The organism is Streptococcus sp. 20925_1_69 (assembly GCF_041432365.1).
Lineage (GTDB): Bacteria > Bacillota > Bacilli > Lactobacillales > Streptococcaceae > Streptococcus.
Genome location: NZ_JAPVZL010000001.1, coordinates 15,158 through 32,404, shown reverse-complemented (window position 1 = coordinate 32,404; position 17,247 = coordinate 15,158). Strand labels below are relative to the sequence as shown.

The 17,247-nt window shown below is 39.0% G+C and carries 17 protein-coding genes; all 17 read right to left on the bottom strand.

The window, feature by feature from the left end:
* Window positions 1-7: 7 nt before the first annotated feature.
* A complete protein-coding gene (gene prsA / locus O3601_RS00170) occupies window positions 8-946 on the bottom strand; it encodes a peptidylprolyl isomerase PrsA (RefSeq protein WP_101782210.1) in 939 nt (312 codons plus the stop codon).
* A gap of 66 nt (window positions 947-1,012) precedes the next feature.
* On the bottom strand, window positions 1,013-1,726 hold the full coding sequence (locus O3601_RS00165; protein ID WP_371470037.1) for an O-methyltransferase: 714 nt from the start codon (window positions 1,724-1,726) through the stop codon (window positions 1,013-1,015).
* A 1-nt stretch (window position 1,727) separates the two neighbouring features.
* Window positions 1,728-3,530 carry an oligoendopeptidase F gene (gene pepF / locus O3601_RS00160; protein WP_371470034.1) on the bottom strand — a complete coding sequence of 601 codons (1,803 nt, stop codon included), beginning with the start codon at window positions 3,528-3,530 and terminating at the stop codon, window positions 1,728-1,730.
* An 18-nt stretch (window positions 3,531-3,548) separates the two neighbouring features.
* Window positions 3,549-4,502, bottom strand: a complete 954-nt coding sequence (locus O3601_RS00155) for a competence protein CoiA (protein WP_371470032.1) — start codon at window positions 4,500-4,502, stop codon at window positions 3,549-3,551.
* 178 nt (window positions 4,503-4,680) lie between these two features.
* Window positions 4,681-5,541, bottom strand: coding sequence for an SAM-dependent methyltransferase TehB (gene tehB, locus O3601_RS00150; protein ID WP_371470029.1), 861 nt, complete (start codon window positions 5,539-5,541; stop codon window positions 4,681-4,683).
* A gap of 15 nt (window positions 5,542-5,556) precedes the next feature.
* Entirely contained in the window at window positions 5,557-6,024 is a 468-nt protein-coding gene (gene smpB / locus O3601_RS00145; protein WP_001051750.1) for an SsrA-binding protein SmpB, read from the bottom strand.
* Complete coding sequence (gene rnr / locus O3601_RS00140; RefSeq protein ID WP_371470021.1) at window positions 5,987-8,341, bottom strand: ribonuclease R; 2,355 nt, start codon at window positions 8,339-8,341, stop codon at window positions 5,987-5,989. The genes smpB and rnr overlap by 38 nt, the downstream gene beginning before the upstream one ends.
* Before the next feature lie 216 nt (window positions 8,342-8,557).
* A complete protein-coding gene (gene secG, locus O3601_RS00135; RefSeq protein WP_000282517.1) occupies window positions 8,558-8,791 on the bottom strand; it encodes a preprotein translocase subunit SecG in 234 nt (77 codons plus the stop codon).
* Window positions 8,792-8,830: 39 nt separating this feature from the next.
* The gene (gene rpmG, locus O3601_RS00130) at window positions 8,831-8,980 is read right to left on the bottom strand and encodes a 50S ribosomal protein L33 (RefSeq protein ID WP_001809104.1); all 150 of its coding nucleotides are present in this window, start codon (window positions 8,978-8,980) and stop codon (window positions 8,831-8,833) included.
* Window positions 8,980-10,179: a multidrug efflux MFS transporter gene (locus O3601_RS00125; RefSeq protein WP_371470005.1), complete on the bottom strand. Its 1,200-nt coding sequence runs from the start codon at window positions 10,177-10,179 to the stop codon at window positions 8,980-8,982. The genes rpmG and O3601_RS00125 overlap by 1 nt, the downstream gene beginning before the upstream one ends.
* Complete coding sequence (coaE, locus tag O3601_RS00120; RefSeq protein ID WP_371470003.1) at window positions 10,166-10,771, bottom strand: dephospho-CoA kinase; 606 nt, start codon at window positions 10,769-10,771, stop codon at window positions 10,166-10,168. The genes O3601_RS00125 and coaE overlap by 14 nt, the downstream gene beginning before the upstream one ends.
* Window positions 10,771-11,595: a DNA-formamidopyrimidine glycosylase gene (gene mutM / locus O3601_RS00115; RefSeq protein WP_371470002.1), complete on the bottom strand. Its 825-nt coding sequence runs from the start codon at window positions 11,593-11,595 to the stop codon at window positions 10,771-10,773. The genes coaE and mutM overlap by 1 nt, the downstream gene beginning before the upstream one ends.
* A gap of 12 nt (window positions 11,596-11,607) precedes the next feature.
* Window positions 11,608-13,317 (bottom strand): restriction endonuclease subunit S, encoded by a 1,710-nt coding sequence (locus O3601_RS00110; protein WP_371470000.1) that lies wholly within the window; start codon window positions 13,315-13,317, stop codon window positions 11,608-11,610.
* Window positions 13,305-15,386, bottom strand: a complete 2,082-nt coding sequence (locus O3601_RS00105; protein WP_371469998.1) for a class I SAM-dependent DNA methyltransferase — start codon at window positions 15,384-15,386, stop codon at window positions 13,305-13,307. Before O3601_RS00105 ends, O3601_RS00110 begins: the two co-directional genes overlap by 13 nt.
* Before the next feature lie 55 nt (window positions 15,387-15,441).
* A complete protein-coding gene (gene era / locus O3601_RS00100) occupies window positions 15,442-16,341 on the bottom strand; it encodes a GTPase Era (protein WP_000143264.1) in 900 nt (299 codons plus the stop codon).
* A gap of 16 nt (window positions 16,342-16,357) precedes the next feature.
* Window positions 16,358-16,753, bottom strand: coding sequence for a diacylglycerol kinase family protein (locus O3601_RS00095; RefSeq protein WP_371469995.1), 396 nt, complete (start codon window positions 16,751-16,753; stop codon window positions 16,358-16,360).
* The gene (gene ybeY / locus O3601_RS00090; RefSeq protein ID WP_000275156.1) at window positions 16,734-17,231 is read right to left on the bottom strand and encodes an rRNA maturation RNase YbeY; all 498 of its coding nucleotides are present in this window, start codon (window positions 17,229-17,231) and stop codon (window positions 16,734-16,736) included. The genes O3601_RS00095 and ybeY overlap by 20 nt, the downstream gene beginning before the upstream one ends.
* Window positions 17,232-17,247: the final 16 nt, after the last annotated feature.

The window sequence follows — 17,247 nt, the reverse complement described above, 5'->3', positions numbered from 1 at the left end:
TTCTGTTTTATTCTTTTGATGAACTACTTGAGCTTGAATCTCCGCCACCGATATATTGGGTAAAGATATTTTGGAAGGCTTGGTCCTTAACCTTGATATTGGCTGCTTGCAATTCTTTTCCGATAATGCTTTGAACAAATGTTGAATCATTTTGTTTTTGAGTCAAGATAACAGTTTTTAATTTTTCTTTGTAGTCATCAATATTAGATGATTTTTCTGTTTTCTTAATGAGTTTTACAATGTAATATTGGCTACTGTAAGCTTGTGTGCCAGCGGCTGTGATCACATCAGAAACACCATTTACATCTAAAGCAAAAGCAGCTTTCTTAACTTGTTCTGGTACTTCTGTTGAAGCAGAATCAAAGGTGATTTCTCCACCATTCGCTTTAGTTTTCTCATCTGTTGAATTATCTTTAGCCAATTGAGCAAAGTCCGCATCACTTGCTTTGGCTTTTTCAAGAATTTCTTTGGCCTTGTCTTCATTATCCAAACGGATAATTTGAGCCGTTACATCTGGAGTGTACTCGTCAAATGCTTTCTTATAGGCATCATCTGTCAGTTCAGCTTCTGCTGCCTTCTTAACTGCCAACTCAACCAATTTACTTGTACGAATTTGAGCTTTGCGTGTTTCAAGAGTCATACCTGCTTGTGATAAGACACGTTGGTAGTTCTCACCATATTGTTTTTCTTCTTCAGCAATAGTGTCATTGACTTCTTTGTCATCTACTTCTGAACCGTATTGTTTCTCAAACACTTTTTGGATGGTCAAGTTCAACAACACTTGTTGGGCTGAAGGGTTGCTTTTCACTTGCTCATAAAATTGATGTTCTGTGATGACATCCCCTTTCATGCTGATAAGGTCTGCCCCTTCTGAACCTTTCGAACAAGCTGCTAAAGTTGCTACTGATAATAGTGTAATGGCTCCTGCCAATAATTTTTTCTTCATGTCTACTCCTTTGAGATAAGTGTTACCCTATCTATTTTACTATATTTTCTTAAATTTTTCTGAAAATCATTCGCTGTCAGGCAATTGAACATCTGCTACATTTTTACGAAGCATGAGAATGCCGTCCCCCAGAGGTACTAATGTTGCGGTGAGTCCTGGATTGTCTAAAGTTGCATCAAATAGTCTTTGAAGGCCTCGATAAATTGTTCGCTGGCCACGACGGACTTCCATAATATCCTTGGCAACATCACCACCTTGAAAAATATCATCCAAAACAACCACACCACCAACTTCCAAGTGTTTGAGGATTTCTGGCAGAAAGACGATGTATTTAGACTTGGCTGAATCCATAAAGACGAAATCGTAGGAATCTGTCAGTGTAGATAAGACATCTACTGCATCTCCCTCTAGGAGAGTGATTTGCTTGCGACTGTCAAACTGGGCAAAATTTTCCTTGGCAAAACCAATCATTTCTGGATTGCGATCAATGGTTGTAATCTTGGCATTTGGCGCATGTTCTGCCATCAAGAGGGCTGAAAAACCGATAGCCGTCCCAATTTCCAGAATGTTTTTTGGTTGCATTGTTTCCATGAGAAAACGGAAATAAGCAACCGTTTCATGGGGAATGATGGGAATATTTTCCTTGCGAGCAAAGTCTTCCAGTTCTTTCAAAGAGCCTGTGACTTGCTTTTGACGCTGACGCATCAAGTCCACAATTTCTTCCTTGACAACAGGGCGACGCATATTATGGTTGGCATTTTTACTATACGATTCAACCATCTTATGCCAATCCCAATTTTTCAACAAGGGCTTCAAACTCATTCAAACGACGTTCAAAGACTGCAAAGGCATCGCTGAGGTAATCTTCCTTCTCCATATCAACACCAGCTTTTCTCATGACATTAAGTGGATAGTCAGATTTACCTGCCTTGAGGTAGTCGATATAGCGGTCACGGTCTTCTTGACTACCATGAACAATTTTTTCAGCCAAGGCTGAAGCTGCTGCAAAGCCAGTTGAATATTGATATACATAGTAGTTATAGTAGAAGTGTGGAATGCGAGCCCACTCGTATTGGATTTCAGGATTGTCTTCCTTACTCAAACCATAATACTCCTGGTTCAAGTCTGCGTAGAGTTTATTTAGGAAATCGCTTGTCAAGACCTCCCCGTTTTGGTCTGCTTGGTGGATAGCGTGTTCAAACTCAGCAAATTGAGTTTGGCGGAAAACTGTCCCACGGAAACCATCTAGGAAGTTATTGAGAATAGCAAAGCGCGTTGCGTCGTCTTCCACTTCTTCCAATAATTTCTCCGTCAAGATATTTTCATTGGTAGTTGATGCAATCTCAGCCAAGAAGATAGAATAATCTCCGTAAACATACGGCTGAGTTTCACGAGTATAGCTGGAATGCATACTGTGACCTGTTTCATGAACAAGAGTAAAGAGATTGTCCAGATTGTCCTGCCAGTTAAGGAGCATAAAGGCATTGGTATCGTAAGAACCACCAGAATAGGCCCCCGAACGCTTGCCTTGATTTTCGTAAACATCAATCCAACGCTCTCTGAAGGCTCGTTTAACACGGCTCAAGTAATCCTCACCCAAGACTGACAAAGCATCTTCTGCTTTTTTCAAGGCTTCTTGGTAGGTAAAACTGTATTCGACAGACGAAAGCGGTGTGTATACATCATACATCTTGAGGTCTGAAATCCCCAAAATCTTTGAACGAAGCTCAAGGTAACGATGCAAGAGTGGCAAATGCTTGCGAACTGCTACTACCAAATTGTCATAAACACTCTCTGGAACAAAATTCGCAGCGAGAGCTGCATGACGAGCACTCTTATAGTTGCGAACTTTTGCACGATAGTTTTGAACCTTAACATTTGTTTGCAAGGTTTTAGCATAGGTGTGTTGGAATTGTTGATAAGTAGCATAAAGGGCTTGATAGGCACCACGACGCACCTCACGATTTTTAGACTCCATCAAACGTGTGTAAGTCCCATGAGAGAGCTGAACTTCCTTACCATCATCGTCAAGAACATAAGGGAAAACAATATCCGCATTGTCCAAGATAGCGAAGGTTTCACTTGCCGAACCAAAGATTTCTCCAGCTCCAGCCAATAATTCTTCTTCACGTTGTGAAAGAACGTGTTCCTTACCTTGCAAAAGCTTGTCAAAATAGTGTTGATAAACCCGCAACTTTGGTTGAGCCTCTAAAAAGTCAGCATACTGCTTTTCACTAATCTCCATAAATTCAGGTTCATAGAATGAAAAGGCTTGGTCTAGCTGGCTGTAGAGAGTCATTGCCTTGGCATAATACTCTTGGTACTTGGCTTCACGCGTGTCCTGGTCATTCTTCATATGAGCATAAACGTAAAGCTTCTCCATTTGGCGTTCCATTTCAAGAGAAAATTCAGTAATTTCGAGTAGGCTATCCGCACTATCTAAGAGATGACCTTCATACTGGGCTACTGTCTCCAATTGTTCTGTTAAATCTTTTAAGGCTTCTTCCCAAGCCTGGTCAGTTGGGTAGATCGTTGATAGATCCCATTTATCTTTTTCATTTAGTTCATGTCTTTGTAATACCATTAGATTCCTCCATCCTTTCTATTTTACCATATTTTTCAAGAAATATTGCTGATAAAAGGCTGGTGGATAAAGCTTTTGCCAATCATTTTGAGGATTTTTTTGGTAATAGGTTTGAAAATACTGATAATAGCTAGTCAAGTCTTGCTTAATCTGAAAAAAATCGCCTACTAGTGGACGAATTTGTGGGTACCATTCTTTTAGTCCATAAGTTAGGAGATTTTCTCCCTTTTGATAGGCTTCTGCTTGTTCTTTCATCCAGATAGGATTTTGATAATAAAGTTGTTGTCGGATATAGCGACAGATGTCCTTGTCCTGAGAAACTGTAAAATGAGATATCTTTTGTTTCTTATAGGGAAGACGTAATATCTCCAGTAGACTATCTTGTCCATAGGGAAATTCCTTGATTTGATAATAGAGTCTGCCTCGGAGATCCTGGTGGATGAGATATTTAAGCCTTAAAACCTGTTTTTCCTTATCTACTTCCCAAACATAAAATCCCATGTTTTGACTGAAATAAAGAAAACCTTCTTGCAGACGAGTCAAACGCTCCTTGAGCCAAAGTTTTTGACCCAGCAACCACAGTACTTGGTAACCTTGACTACGGTAACCCTCACTACGCTCTTTAAGAACTTTTTGAGGCAAGGGACTACACTGAACTTCTAGAGCTAGATTGCCATTTACAAATACATCCGCAATCTGTTTAAGCTCTGGAAGCGAGTATTCTAATTGCACCTCTGCCTCTTTTTTCAACCAGTTATAAAGTGATTCTTTATTTGCTAGGTGTTCTGGACTTTCATTTTCAAAGGAATAATCACAGTCTTTTAAAGATTTATGGGCAAAATGGGTTCGGACACTTGCTCCTTGCCGCAAACGGAGCTGACCTCCACAAGCTGGGCAGGTGTATGCCTGCTTCTCAAGCTTATCCTCTAACACATTTACCAATTCTCCTCTAGCATCTCTCGCAACAAACATGATTTCCCTCCTTTTCTATATTATTCGTAAAAAAGAAAAAAGATCAGGATATTCTCCTAATCTCTATTCATGTTTATACTCAATGAAAATCAAAAAGCAAACTAGGAAGCTAGCCGCAAGCTGTACTTGAGTACGGTAAGGCGACGCTGACGTGGTTTGAAGAGATTTTCGAAGAGTATTATTTGATTTTTTTAGCTAGCATGGTCGCAAAGCGTAGTTGAATACGATTGCCATTCTCATCGCGACGGTGAAGATGGCCTGGATTTTCATTGTACTTAACCAATTCCCAGTCCTTGTAATAGTCTGCCAGTTCCCCTTCCTTAAAAGTAAATGGGAAGTTCACTGAGCAAGGATAATTCTCCGTATCCATGGCACAAACGATAAGATTGTAGCCACCAACAGTGGTTTTCTCCTGCATGTTTTTGATAATTGCAGGAATGCGATCTGCTTGCAGAAACATCAAAACAACTGTCGATATGATGAAATCATAGTCTTGCCCAATGCTAGCTGAATTGATATCGTAAAGACCAACAGGCATGTCTAAATCTTCCTGCTCAACAATACTTTGCAAGATTTCAAGGGACAGTTCATTTTGATCCACAGCTGTCACATCAAAACCTTGCTGGGCTAGAAAGAGTGCATTCCGGCCTTGACCACAGCCCAAATCCAAGGCTTTCCCTGGTTTTACTGTCTGCATAGCCTCTAAGACCTCTGAATGAACTGGATTGGTATTGTATTTTTTAGGGAAATAATCCTCAGGTTTACAATAAAATTCCAAATACCATTCCACATCATCTGTGGCAGCCTCCACTCGATGCCAAGCTTGAGGTTGTGCCATGGGATTGTCGGCTCCGGCTTCAAAGAGATGCTCAGCTAGAGGCTCACCATCCTCTGTCAATTCAATAAACTTGAGAGTTCCTTTTAAAACAGTAATCTTACCCCAAGTCCCTACCTTGGTATTGTGTTTCTGCTGAACCGCCTCTGGCATGGTTTCTTTAGTCCACAAAGGCATACGTTTATAGGCAACTAATTTTTCCATTTTCATTTCCTCTTTTTATCGCTGATTAACAGCTTTCATCACGCGCGCAATATCGCGATTCTGCTCACGTCGTTTGATAGACTCCCGTTTATCATAGTCATGCTTCCCTTTAGCTAGACCTAAAAGGAGTTTAGCGTAACCATCTTTGATATAGACTTTAAGGGGAACAAGGGTCATTCCTGTTCCTTTGGTCTCTTGCTCCAACTTCTGGATTTGCTTTTTATGGAGCAGGAGTTTACGACGACGTTCTGGTTCCTGGTTCCAGATATTGCCCTCTTCATAAGGTGCGATATGAACATTGCTCAACCAAACTTCCCCATTTTTTACTTGGGCAAAGCCGTCCTTGAGATTGATTCGAGCAGCTCGCACACTCTTGATTTCAGTCCCAGTCAGGACCATCCCTGCCTCTAACGTATCTACGATTGTATAGTCGTGACGCGCCTTTTTATTTTGTGCGACGACCTTTCCCTCGCCCTTTGCCATGCTTGGCTCCTTTCTTAGCTACTTCCTTATAAAAAGGTTTCTTTCCTTTTTTCTTCTTGTCTTTTTGTGAATGCTTGCGCTTATCATTTGAGCGTCCTGATTTTCTCTTATCTTCCTTCTTATCTGAACGACGACTTGAACCACGCCCTCTGTCACTGCGATTAGACTGTTTTAAGCCTTTTTCAATCACATCAAACTCGCTTGGGATGTAAGAGAAGTCAATTTCACCCGTCATCTTGTCAGCTTTTTCAACTCGGATACGAATCTGTTGCCCTACACGGAAGGTTGTTCCTGATTTTTCCCCACGAAGAGTCAAATCACGTTCGTTGAAATGGTAGAACTCAGGCAAATTAGTGATGTGAATCAAGCCTTCGACTGTATTTGGCAATTCAACAAAGAGACCAAATTTGACGATACTGGACACAACCGCATCATACTCTTCACCCACGTATTCTTCCATATACTCAGCCTTTTTCATTGCTTCGACTTCACGCTCAGCCTCAATGGCACGACGTTCACGGTTGGAAGACTGAGTCGCAATCTCTGGAATCACTTGCTCAAAATGCTCGGCTATTTCTTTAGAACGGCCATAATCACGAATCATACGGTGAACAAGAAGGTCTGGATAACGGCGAATCGGACTGGTAAAGTGAGTATAATAGTCAGCCGCTAATCCATAGTGGCCGTGATTGTGCTCAGAATAGCGAGCCTGCTGCATAGAGCGAAGAAGCATCATGGACAATACATCTGCATAAGGTTCTCCCTCAACAGCACGCATGATGTCTTGAAGTGCCTCCTGGCTAATCTCACTGGCAGTCCCATAAATGCGCAAGCCAAAACTCGAAGCATAATCAATAAACTTCTGAACTTTTTCAGCCTTAGGCTCCTCATGAATTCGATAGATAAAAGGCAAATCCAGCTTGCTAAAATGCTCGGCAACTGTTTCATTGGCCATCAACATGAAGGACTCAATCATACGCTCGGCAATACCACGCTGACGAAGAACGATATCAACAGGCTTACCCTGTTTATCCACTAAAATCTTGGCTTCATTGGTATCGAAATTGAGGGCTCCACGTTTCACACGCATGTTTTCTAAAATTTCATGTAGCTTGGCCATGAGTTCAATACTTGGAACAATTTTCTGATATTCTTGTCTCTTTTCCTTGTCTCCAGCTAGGATATCATTGACATCACTATAGGTCATACGGAAGCTTGTCTTGATAACCGTTTGTGTGATGGTGTAGTTGACTACACGACCATGTTTATCAATCTCCATAATGGCAGACTGGGTCAGGCGGTCAACTTGAGGATTGAGGGAGCAAATTCCATTAGACAGTCGTTCTGGAAGCATTGGAACCACACGGTCTGTCACATAGACAGAAGTCGCACGGTTAAGGGCTTCCTTGTCAAGGGCAGAACCCTCGGTCACATAATAGGAAACGTCTGCTATGTGAACTCCAAGCTCCAGATTGCCATTTTTCAAAGGCTTGATGTGAACTGCGTCATCCAAGTCCTTGGCATCAGCACCATCAATGGTAAAGGTAATCTCATCTCTTAGATCCAGACGACCTTCCATATCCTTTTGAGACGGAGCATCAGGCACACTTTCTGCTTCCTTAACAACAGCCTCTGGAAATTCTGAGACAATATCCATAGATTCCAAGACCTCAAGAACATCAATTCCGACATCCGTTGAATGCCCCACCACATCGAGAACACTTGCGACAAAGAAATCATGTTTCTTGCTTGGGTATTTATCGATAAAGACCTTGAGAACTTCGGTTCCCTCCAGTTTAAGGGCTGGTTTCTTAACATAAATCGGTTGACTGATTTTCTGATTTTTCGAACGGATGTAGCCTGCATACTTAGGCTTTTCCTGATCTAGAACGATTTGACCGACAACGGTTGTCAAACTGTGTTCTAAGATATCAATAATTTTGGCTTCGGCTGCTGTTCCTTTATTTCGGTCAGCGACTTTCTTAATCACGACCTCAACGGTATCACCATCAATAGCATAGTTGACATCGTTTTTTCCTACAAAAAGGTCGTCCTCCTCGCCTTCCAGACTAACAAAGCCAAAGCCATTTTTATGAGCATGAAAAATCCCCTTGAGAGTAATCTCATGTTTTTTCTTGACTTCCAAAGTCAAAGTTCCATCTTCTTCAAAGCGTATCTGGTGCTTTCTTTCCATTAAGGACAAGGTTTTAATCAACTCACGAAAATCCTTGGACTCGTCTTTTCCCAAAGCCTGAGCCAAGTCATTGACAGTTACCTTTCCCTTATCTTGTAAATATTCTTTTATTCTGTCTTTCATATTTTCTTTCTAGATTTTTTATTTTCTTTTACTGTAAAACCTTCTCAAATATCATTTAATACTCAATAAAAATCAAAGAGCAAACTGGAAAGCTAGCCGCAGGTTGCTCAAAACACCGTTTTGAGGTTGCAGATAGAAGCTGATGTGGTTTGCATTTGATTTTTGAATAGTGTAAAAATAAAAAGAGGCAAAGACCTAGTCCTGCCCATTATTTTCTTATCTACTTGATAATACCGTCAATGCTAAGGCAATGGCTAGCCAGAAAAAGACTAAAATCCCTGTCAAACGCTGCATTACAGCTTCGAAACCGCGTGCTTTACTGCGTTCAAACAAATCACCTGAGCTGGCATCAAATACATTGCTGGATTGGTTTTTGGTTGGTTGCATGAAAATTGCAATCACAATCACAACAGATAATACTAATAAAATGGTTAATAATAGGTTATACATATCAAACTCCTTAAAATCCTTATTATTTTACCATAAAATCTACTTAGATTCAAGATGTAGGGTTACTTTTCTTTCCTTGGGACAATACTTTAAAACCTCAATCTTGTCTGGATGGGTTTTTGAATTTTTACTGGTTAGGTAATTGATACTGCCACAAGAGGAGCATTTGAGATTGATTTTTACTCGCACTAGATTTCCTTTACTTTTAATAATGTTCGAAATTGAAGAAGGTTAAAGAGACAACTAAAGGCAACACAAAGGCTTGTCGCATAAAAGACAGTATGGTAGCCAAATTGACCTGCTACTGCAGAACCTGCCATAGGCCCAACGACACCTCCCAGATAAAAGAATACCTGATTAAAGGCAAAGACTCTCGAAATGCCGGCTTTGGGAGTCATTTTGCTGAGAAGGGCATTGACCCCAGGTATCAGCGCACCGGTTCCCAAGCCAAAGAGAAATCGATAGAGTCCTAGTTGAAAGGGACTAGAGGCATTGGCACAGAGAAGATAGATGATAACTGAATAAAACTGGGCTACAACCAAGAGGCGATGATTACCCACCTTGTCACCTAGCTTTCCCATAACTCCTGCACTCATCATACTAGAAAAGCCCATACTGGATACAATCAAACCAGAGACAAAAAGAAGATTCTCTGTCTGGCCTAAGTCGCGCACATAAAGTGCTAAGATAGGACCAATCGATTGGGCTGAAAATTGGATGACAAAACTGGTCAGAAAGAGGTTGACCAAGAGATAGGGGTATTTAACTGATGTAAACAATTCCTTTGTTGGAATGGCCTTTTCCTTGGCTACTGGTTGAAAATCTTCCTTGATAAAGCAAATAGTCAAAACAGCGGCTAAGAACAGAAAACTACCAACCAGTAAGAAAACAGTACGGATGCCAAATAATTCTGCAATAAAGCCACCGATAAAGGGACCAGTTAGAGTACCTGCAACTACGCCTGTAGACAAAGTACCTAAGGCAGAGCCTGATTTCTCCTTGGGAACCTGACTGGCTATCAAGGCCGTTGCATTGGGAACAAAACCTGCAAATACACCATTCAGTAAACGAAGAAAGATTAGCCAATAAATATTTGGCACAAAGGCCAAGCCTCCCATAGTAATGGTCATGGCAAGCCCAGCTCGAATCATCATGGGTTTTCGGCCGTATTTGTCAGCAAGGATACCCCAGATAGGAGAGAAAAGTGCCGCAGAAATAGCAGAGACAGAAATAGCTAAGCCTGCATAAAAAGCGACTTGCTCACTCCCTACACCCAGGTTTTCCACAAAGATGGGCATAAAAGGCACAACCAAAGAAATACTGGCTCCAGTCAGAAAATTACCAAACCAGGCAATGCGCAGATTATCCTTCCAGTTAATCTCTGTCATCTTCGCTACCTCCCTCAAGTAGGGAGAACATCTGAGTAAGAAGCTGGTCCTGATTTCCATTGTTGTCAAGAATATGGCTGGCCAAATCTTTCTTTTTTTCTAAAGGCCACTGGGCTGCCAGACGCGACTCAGCTTCATCCTTGGATAGCTGATCCCTTTTCATTAAACGTTCCACTTGGACATCTCTATCTACATAGACCAACCATGTCTCATCAAACCAAGAACTATAGTCTTGTTCAAAAAGCAAAGGAATATCCATGAAAAAAATGGATTCTGTCTGAGCCAACTGCTCTCTTAACACAGCTAGTTCCTCACGGATAATCTCCCCTTGGATTTGCTTAGACCATTCTCGTTCTTCAGGATTTGAAAAGATGAGACTAGCTAGAAGAGGGCGATTGAGTTCTCCATTTTCTAGAATGATTTCTTGTCCAAAATGCTGGACTAGAGCCTGAAACAGACGACCACCAGGTTTCTGTAGTTGGTGAACAATAGCGTCGGCATCCACCACTTGAAAACCTTGCTTTCTTAGAAAATTTGTCACGGTTGACTTACCAGAGGCAATTCCTCCTGTGATTCCAATGATTTTTCCCATCAGCCCCTCCTTTGACACTGAGGACAAAAGTGGGTTCCACGTCCGCCTAGTTGGATTTTCTCAATCACAGTTCCACAGCGTGAACATTCTTGACCAGCCTTGTCATAAACCTGATGAAAATCCTGCATGGTTCCATCTTCCCCAAAGGCATTGGTATAGGTCCGAATGGTGGAACCACCTTTTTCAACAGCCTGTCCCAAAACAGCAATGGTTTGGTCATGAATGGCAGTCGCTTCTTCTGCTGTCAAAGTCTGAGAAGGTCTAGCTGGATGAACCTTAGCTCGCCAGAGAACCTCATCCACATAGATATTGCCAAGGCCAGCTACCAAGGTCTGATCTAGGAGATGGGATTTGATAGGCTTTTTGGACTTGGCAAGGCCAGCTTGAAAGATCTGCACATCAAAGTCTTGTTCACTTGGTTCAGGACCTAATTTCTTAGAAATAAAGTAGGCGTCTAAAAGGTCAGGAGACAAGAGTTCCATAGTACCAAACTTGCGTACATCCTCATAAACAAGCGTCCCACCATCTTCAAAATGAATCAAAACATGGGCATGTTTGCGTTCAGGTACTTGGTCTGGATAGTAAAAATACTTTCCCTCCATCCGCAAATGGGAAATCAAGACCTTGTCTGTCAGGTAAAAAAGCAAATATTTACCCCGACGTCCCATTGACTCAACAACTTGACCAGGCACTTCCTTTCGAAACTCGTCCAAATCCGTCTTAATCATCTTGGTATAACGAATTTCTACACTCGAAATCTTCTTTCCCAAAATCAATTTTTCCAAGCCACGTCGAACGGTTTCAACCTCAGGTAATTCAGGCATAAGTCCTCCTTCTTAAAATTTTAATTCAAATTGCAATAATTTTTCAACTTCTTCTCCTAGGATGGTTTTTATATTTTTTAACTTATAAATTTTTTCCACTATATCCTTTTGTATCTCTAAATCAATTTCACCAAAGCGATTGAAAGGAACAGGAATTTTAGTATCCAAAATTACTTTTCTTTCTATTTTTGTATACTCATTTCTGCCATTTTCACCACTTCTTCCCTTAACTTGTTGTCTTAAAAGAGGTTCTAAAATATAAACAATATAATCAATGTTTATTTTTTCCTGTTTAGGAATTAAAATCATTCTATCCGCATTCAAAGAAAACTTATTATCTATTAAAGTTATCTTTCCTGCTATACCATTGACAGAAATTGTAGCAAAACAACCATCAAAATCAAAATCGTTTCGATAACCAAGAGGAACTGAATTATTGGCTGAGTAAACAGGATACTTCCCCTTGTTATCCAAGCAATATTTTTTCGTATACTTACTAGAACCACGTTTCAAATCAAACAAATTAGCTAAGGTTATATATATATATATATATGGAATGTTGTTCGAATTAAAGTCTAGATTCGATTGAATAAACTGGTATCCTTGCTTCTCAATATTATTTTTCATTTCAAGGATTATTTGAGAATTTTTTACAATCTGATTTTGCTTTACAAGGTCGATTTCTCCTGAAGAGGTAATAGGAAGCACGACCTCTAAATCTTTTATCATGGAAGTATTTAGCTTTGTATACTCATTTTTACCATTTTTCCCTTTTCTGCCTTTAACATGAGAGCGAAAAATTGGCTCTAAAACTTGTTTTAGGTATAAAGGGTTGACCTTGTCTGCGTATTCTTCTTTTATAACTAACGGGCGTACTTTTTCACTTAAACTAAAACGACCCTCGTGATAAAAAACATAACCTGCAAGACCATCTATATTGTAAGTCAAGCAATTTTCAAAATAGCGAACAGGGAACTCATGTTTACGATCTTTGTCTATAATTACAGCATTGTCTTTCACATAACCATAACTTGGTAAATTATCACTACTCGCTCCATAAACAGGTATATCCCCTGTATTTTCTTTTACAAATGTCTTGGTAAATTTTGAAGAATTTGTTGAGACCGTCAAGTCAAACAAATCTACAACTTTAATTAAAGTAGTCTTAAGAGTCTCTCCCAACATAATATCCACATCTACTGACTTGATTGTCTCAATCTTTTCAGCCAATTCTACTTTGCGTGCTTCAATTAATTCAAACTTTCGAACAATTTCTTCTTGTTTTTTAATGTCAAAATGACCATCTAATTTTACTGGAATATCGACAGTAATATCAAGTAATTTATACAGAGATGCTTTATTTGTCCATGAAAAATTTTGCATTTCTGGATGATTTTTAAGCATATGATAAAGAAATTTGACAGATATCTTATCTATATATTCATCATTTAGAATATAAATTCTTGTATCTGCTCCAACTGAAAATTTTTGATTCGCTCTATAAAGTACTGTTCCTGCATTTGCTCCATTTGAAGTAATTTGTAAACACTCTAAATCGTAGTCGTAAGTATCAATATACCCTTTCGTCATATCGCCAGTTGTTTTCGCAGAATATACAGGATAAACTCCTGGATGTTCTGTGATATACTTCAAAGAATATTTGGACTTACCACTGACTGTATCAAAAAGATCCCCAATGGTTTTCTGAACTACTTCAACCATTCCAACTCCTCCTTGAAATCTTGCATAAGAGAAATCATATCATCAATCATTGCTTGGAACTCATCAATCGAAACGACTTGTCTTTCTTTTTTTAGACCAATAGCAATCTTTTCTTCCTCAGACCACCAATTTTCAATAATCCAACTCTTCTTACTCTCTAATTCCTCAATCGGAAGTAACTTTAGTCTAGAGTCATTTAAAAGATAGGATTTAATCGGTTCTTGTAGATTATTTCTATCTTGAGATCGGCGGTAATGATTATACTTGATGACAGCTTGCTTTAAGTCATTTTCTTCAGAATCAAATCGATAAACATCTAAGGTTTCACCAATACTACCTGCAATGTAGGTGAAAACAGGATAATCTTGGACGATATTATTTTCGATCTCATTCTCTGTCTTCTTACGAATGGTCAAAATGTAGGTTTTTTTAGGTGTGTTGAAAAAAGCGTTGACTGGTAAAGAAATCAAAGCGTCAATAAAAAAGAGTTCTTTTAACTTTTCTTTTAACTTTTTATTTGCGTGATTAGAAAAAATACCATCTGGCAAAACAATATTGGCTACACCACTATGTTTTACGGAACGCATAATCCACTCTAAGAAGAGAGCTTCAACACCACTACCACCATACTTATAAATATCTGTAGCTTTGGCAAGTTCTGACATTTCCTTACTTTGATAATAAGGAGGATTAGCTAAAATTAGGTCGTATCTATTTTCTTCAAAATTTTCCAGAGTACCTAACATACTCTTATGTAAGTAGAATGAATCATTTAATAGTGTTTTTGCAATTGTCTGCACATCTTTAAAACTATTATTTTTCTGGAATAATTCAGAAAAATAAATTAACGTATTAGCTTTAGCAAGAATAATTGTGATATCGTCTTTTTCAGACATCATCTTGTCATAGCCAAAAAATCGAATTTTAGAGGCTAACTTTCCTTTAGAATAACTATAACTGTCTTCTATACGTTTTTCAACTGCTTCAAGCAAAAACTTTCCAACACCACAAGCAGGATCACAAATAGTCATTCCCTCAGAAATATCTACCATAGAAACCATTTCATCTACTATTTTTAATGGTGTAAAAAACTGCCCCATATCACTCTTGTCATCACTATTTTTCATAAAAGTTTCAAACAGTTTTGACTTGAAGTCTTTACTTATATTTAAGAATTTTCCATATTTTTTATCATATTTTCCAAATTCCAAAATAACAGATTTAAATACTGTATCCGTATTATCTACGCTGATAAATTCGTTTTGCTCATCTCTTTCAATATGAAAAACTTTACCATTGATAATGCTTGTCCCATCCATACCTTTTGGAAACAATTTAACCATCGTCTCTCTAGCACCTTCTAGGTATTTTCCTAAAACATAGGCGGTAGAATATCCTTCCTTTTCATATAAAGAAACAATGTATTCAAAACTATTTTCTCCATTTAAAACACCAATATCTGATAAATATTTAAAGAGAAACAACTCAACAAAAGTATATAAAGACATCTTTGCTGATGCAAAAGTTAAATTCTTTAAAATTCGATTAATCTTTTGAGCTAAATCAGTAGGATCTAAAAATTCCTTTTTCAATATCTGATTATTTGTTTCAGAAATAGATAATGAAATATCGTTAATGAACTTGACAATTTGTTTGCCATTTTCTTTTGGCTTTATCGCTAAATTAATTTCATTTCCATTCTCATCTAAAATCTTTTCCCCGTTTTTAGGATTAATCCAGATAAAAGAATCACCGTCGCTCACAATATAAATAAGTGAACCCAAAGCTTTAGCGACATCTATCTCTTGTTTAATCGCTTCTTCAATATCCTTATCACTCTTAAATTTACTTGGAATCTTTTGCTCAACATAGATAATTACGTTCTTATTATCATCTAGAATTAAAACATCTGGTTTTTTATTCCCAAGATTTCTCTTTAGATTTACATTCTTAATAATATTTGATTTCATCAAGTTATTAACGGTTGTTGCACCAATACTATAACATTCATATTTATCAAATATTACTGGTGTGGAAAAAATACTATTTTGAATTAACTGCTCAGACATTTATTATTCTCCATTATTATTCAGTAATACTAAAAAACTCTCTTAAAGAGTTTTTTTAATATTCTTTTTCGTTGTAACCAAAATCAGCAAGATCTAATTTCTTATCGCGCCAGTTTTTCTTGACCTTGACCCATGTTTCTAGGAAGACCTTATCTCCTAGCATGAGTTCGATATCACGACGGGCCATGCTACCGATTTTCTTAAGCATAGCGCCACCTTTACCGATGATAATCCCTTTTTGGCTATCGCGCTCGACCATGATGGTTGCACGGATGTGAACCTTGTCTGTCTCTTCGTCTCGTTTCATAGAATCCACAACTACTGCGACAGAGTGCGGAATCTCTTCACGAGTTAGGTGCAAGACTTTCTCGCGAACCATTTCTGAAACCAAGAAACGCTCTGGATGGTCTGTAATTTGATCAGACGGGAAATATTGGAAACCTTCGTCCAGATTTTCACTCAAAATATCCACTAGACGAGAGACGTTATTTCCTTGGAGGGCTGAGATTGGTACAATTTCCTTAAAGTCCATTTGATTACGGAAGTCATCAATCTGAGACAAAAGCTGGTCTGGATGAACCTTATCAATCTTGTTGACCACCAAAATCACAGGAACCTTAGCAGCCTTAAGACGCTCGATAATCATATCGTCCCCCTTACCACGCGCCTCATCAGCAGGTACCATGAAAAGAACTGTATCCACTTCACGAAGGGTACTGTAGGCAGACTCAACCATAAAATCTCCGAGAGCTGTCTTAGGCTTGTGAATCCCTGGTGTATCAATAAAGACAATTTGTTCTTTATCAGTGGTATAAATTCCCATGATTTTGTTGCGCGTTGTCTGCGCCTTGTCACTCATGATGGCAATCTTTTGCCCCATAACGTGATTTAAAAAAGTTGACTTCCCAACATTAGGGCGTCCTAAAATGGCTACAAAGCCTGATTTAAAAGTCATAATTTCCTCTTGCTATTTAAAATAATAAATCCCAGATTCGTGGGAGAAAAATCAATGCGCCTGTTAAGGCAGCGAAAAGAGAGACCACTAATACCGCGCCAGCTGCCATATCCTTGGCATTTTTAGCCAGCATAGAAAAGTGATAGTGACTGGCCAAATCTACCACATTTTCGATAGCAGAATTGATAATTTCAAAGGCTACTACCAAGAAAATGCTCAATAGGAGAAAGAGCCATTCGATTCGTGACACCTGAAAAACAAAACCTGCAAGAATGACTACAAGAGCCGTCACTGCATGTTTTCGCATATTGCGTTCTTCCTTGATAGCAGTAAAAATTCCTGTGAGAGCAAATTCTAAACTGGCTATCAGGTCACGATTTTTCCATTTTCGTTTATTGTCTTGTGAGTCCATAGGCTGTCAAAATTTCTTCTTGTAAACCGAACATCTCCGCTTCTTCTTCCGGAGTGTAGTGATCATAGCCGTTAATATGTAAAAAGCCGTGCACTGCCAAGAAGCCCATCTCACGCTCAAAGCTGTGACCATATTCCTCGGCCTGCTCATGAGCCTTATCGATAGAGATGAATAGTTCCCCAATATAGGCATCAAACTCAGACATCATCTCTGCCAATTCCGGATTTTCAAGTAAATCCTCTTCGTCAAAGGCAATTTCCAACTCTGGTTTATACTCAAGGCTGATAACATCTGTCGGACGGTCCGTGTCACGGTACTCCAAATTCAGTTCATGACTACGCTCATTGGTCACAAAGGTGACTGCCATTTCCTTGTCTTCTTTTCCTAATTTTTGGGCTGCAAATTCCAAAATTTCTTGGGTTTGTTGCAACATTTCTTTTGAAACTTGACCAGTTTCATCTACCATTTCAATATACATGTACTTCTCGTTTCTC

Coding starts and splice junctions, on each gene's coding strand:
- prsA (WP_101782210.1), bottom strand. CDS start 946: ATGAAGAAAAAATTATTGGCAGGAGCCATTACACTATTATCAGTAGCA.
- O3601_RS00165 (WP_371470037.1), bottom strand. CDS start 1,726: ATGGTTGAATCGTATAGTAAAAATGCCAACCATAATATGCGTCGCCCT.
- pepF (WP_371470034.1), bottom strand. CDS start 3,530: ATGGTATTACAAAGACATGAACTAAATGAAAAAGATAAATGGGATCTA.
- O3601_RS00155 (WP_371470032.1), bottom strand. CDS start 4,502: ATGTTTGTTGCGAGAGATGCTAGAGGAGAATTGGTAAATGTGTTAGAG.
- tehB (WP_371470029.1), bottom strand. CDS start 5,541: ATGGAAAAATTAGTTGCCTATAAACGTATGCCTTTGTGGACTAAAGAA.
- smpB (WP_001051750.1), bottom strand. CDS start 6,024: ATGGCAAAGGGCGAGGGAAAGGTCGTCGCACAAAATAAAAAGGCGCGT.
- rnr (WP_371470021.1), bottom strand. CDS start 8,341: ATGAAAGACAGAATAAAAGAATATTTACAAGATAAGGGAAAGGTAACT.
- secG (WP_000282517.1), bottom strand. CDS start 8,791: ATGTATAACCTATTATTAACCATTTTATTAGTATTATCTGTTGTGATT.
- O3601_RS00125 (WP_371470005.1), bottom strand. CDS start 10,179: ATGACAGAGATTAACTGGAAGGATAATCTGCGCATTGCCTGGTTTGGT.
- coaE (WP_371470003.1), bottom strand. CDS start 10,771: ATGGGAAAAATCATTGGAATCACAGGAGGAATTGCCTCTGGTAAGTCA.
- mutM (WP_371470002.1), bottom strand. CDS start 11,595: ATGCCTGAATTACCTGAGGTTGAAACCGTTCGACGTGGCTTGGAAAAA.
- O3601_RS00110 (WP_371470000.1), bottom strand. CDS start 13,317: ATGGTTGAAGTAGTTCAGAAAACCATTGGGGATCTTTTTGATACAGTC.
- O3601_RS00105 (WP_371469998.1), bottom strand. CDS start 15,386: ATGTCTGAGCAGTTAATTCAAAATAGTATTTTTTCCACACCAGTAATA.
- era (WP_000143264.1), bottom strand. CDS start 16,341: ATGACTTTTAAATCAGGCTTTGTAGCCATTTTAGGACGCCCTAATGTT.
- O3601_RS00095 (WP_371469995.1), bottom strand. CDS start 16,753: ATGGACTCACAAGACAATAAACGAAAATGGAAAAATCGTGACCTGATA.
- ybeY (WP_000275156.1), bottom strand. CDS start 17,231: ATGTATATTGAAATGGTAGATGAAACTGGTCAAGTTTCAAAAGAAATG.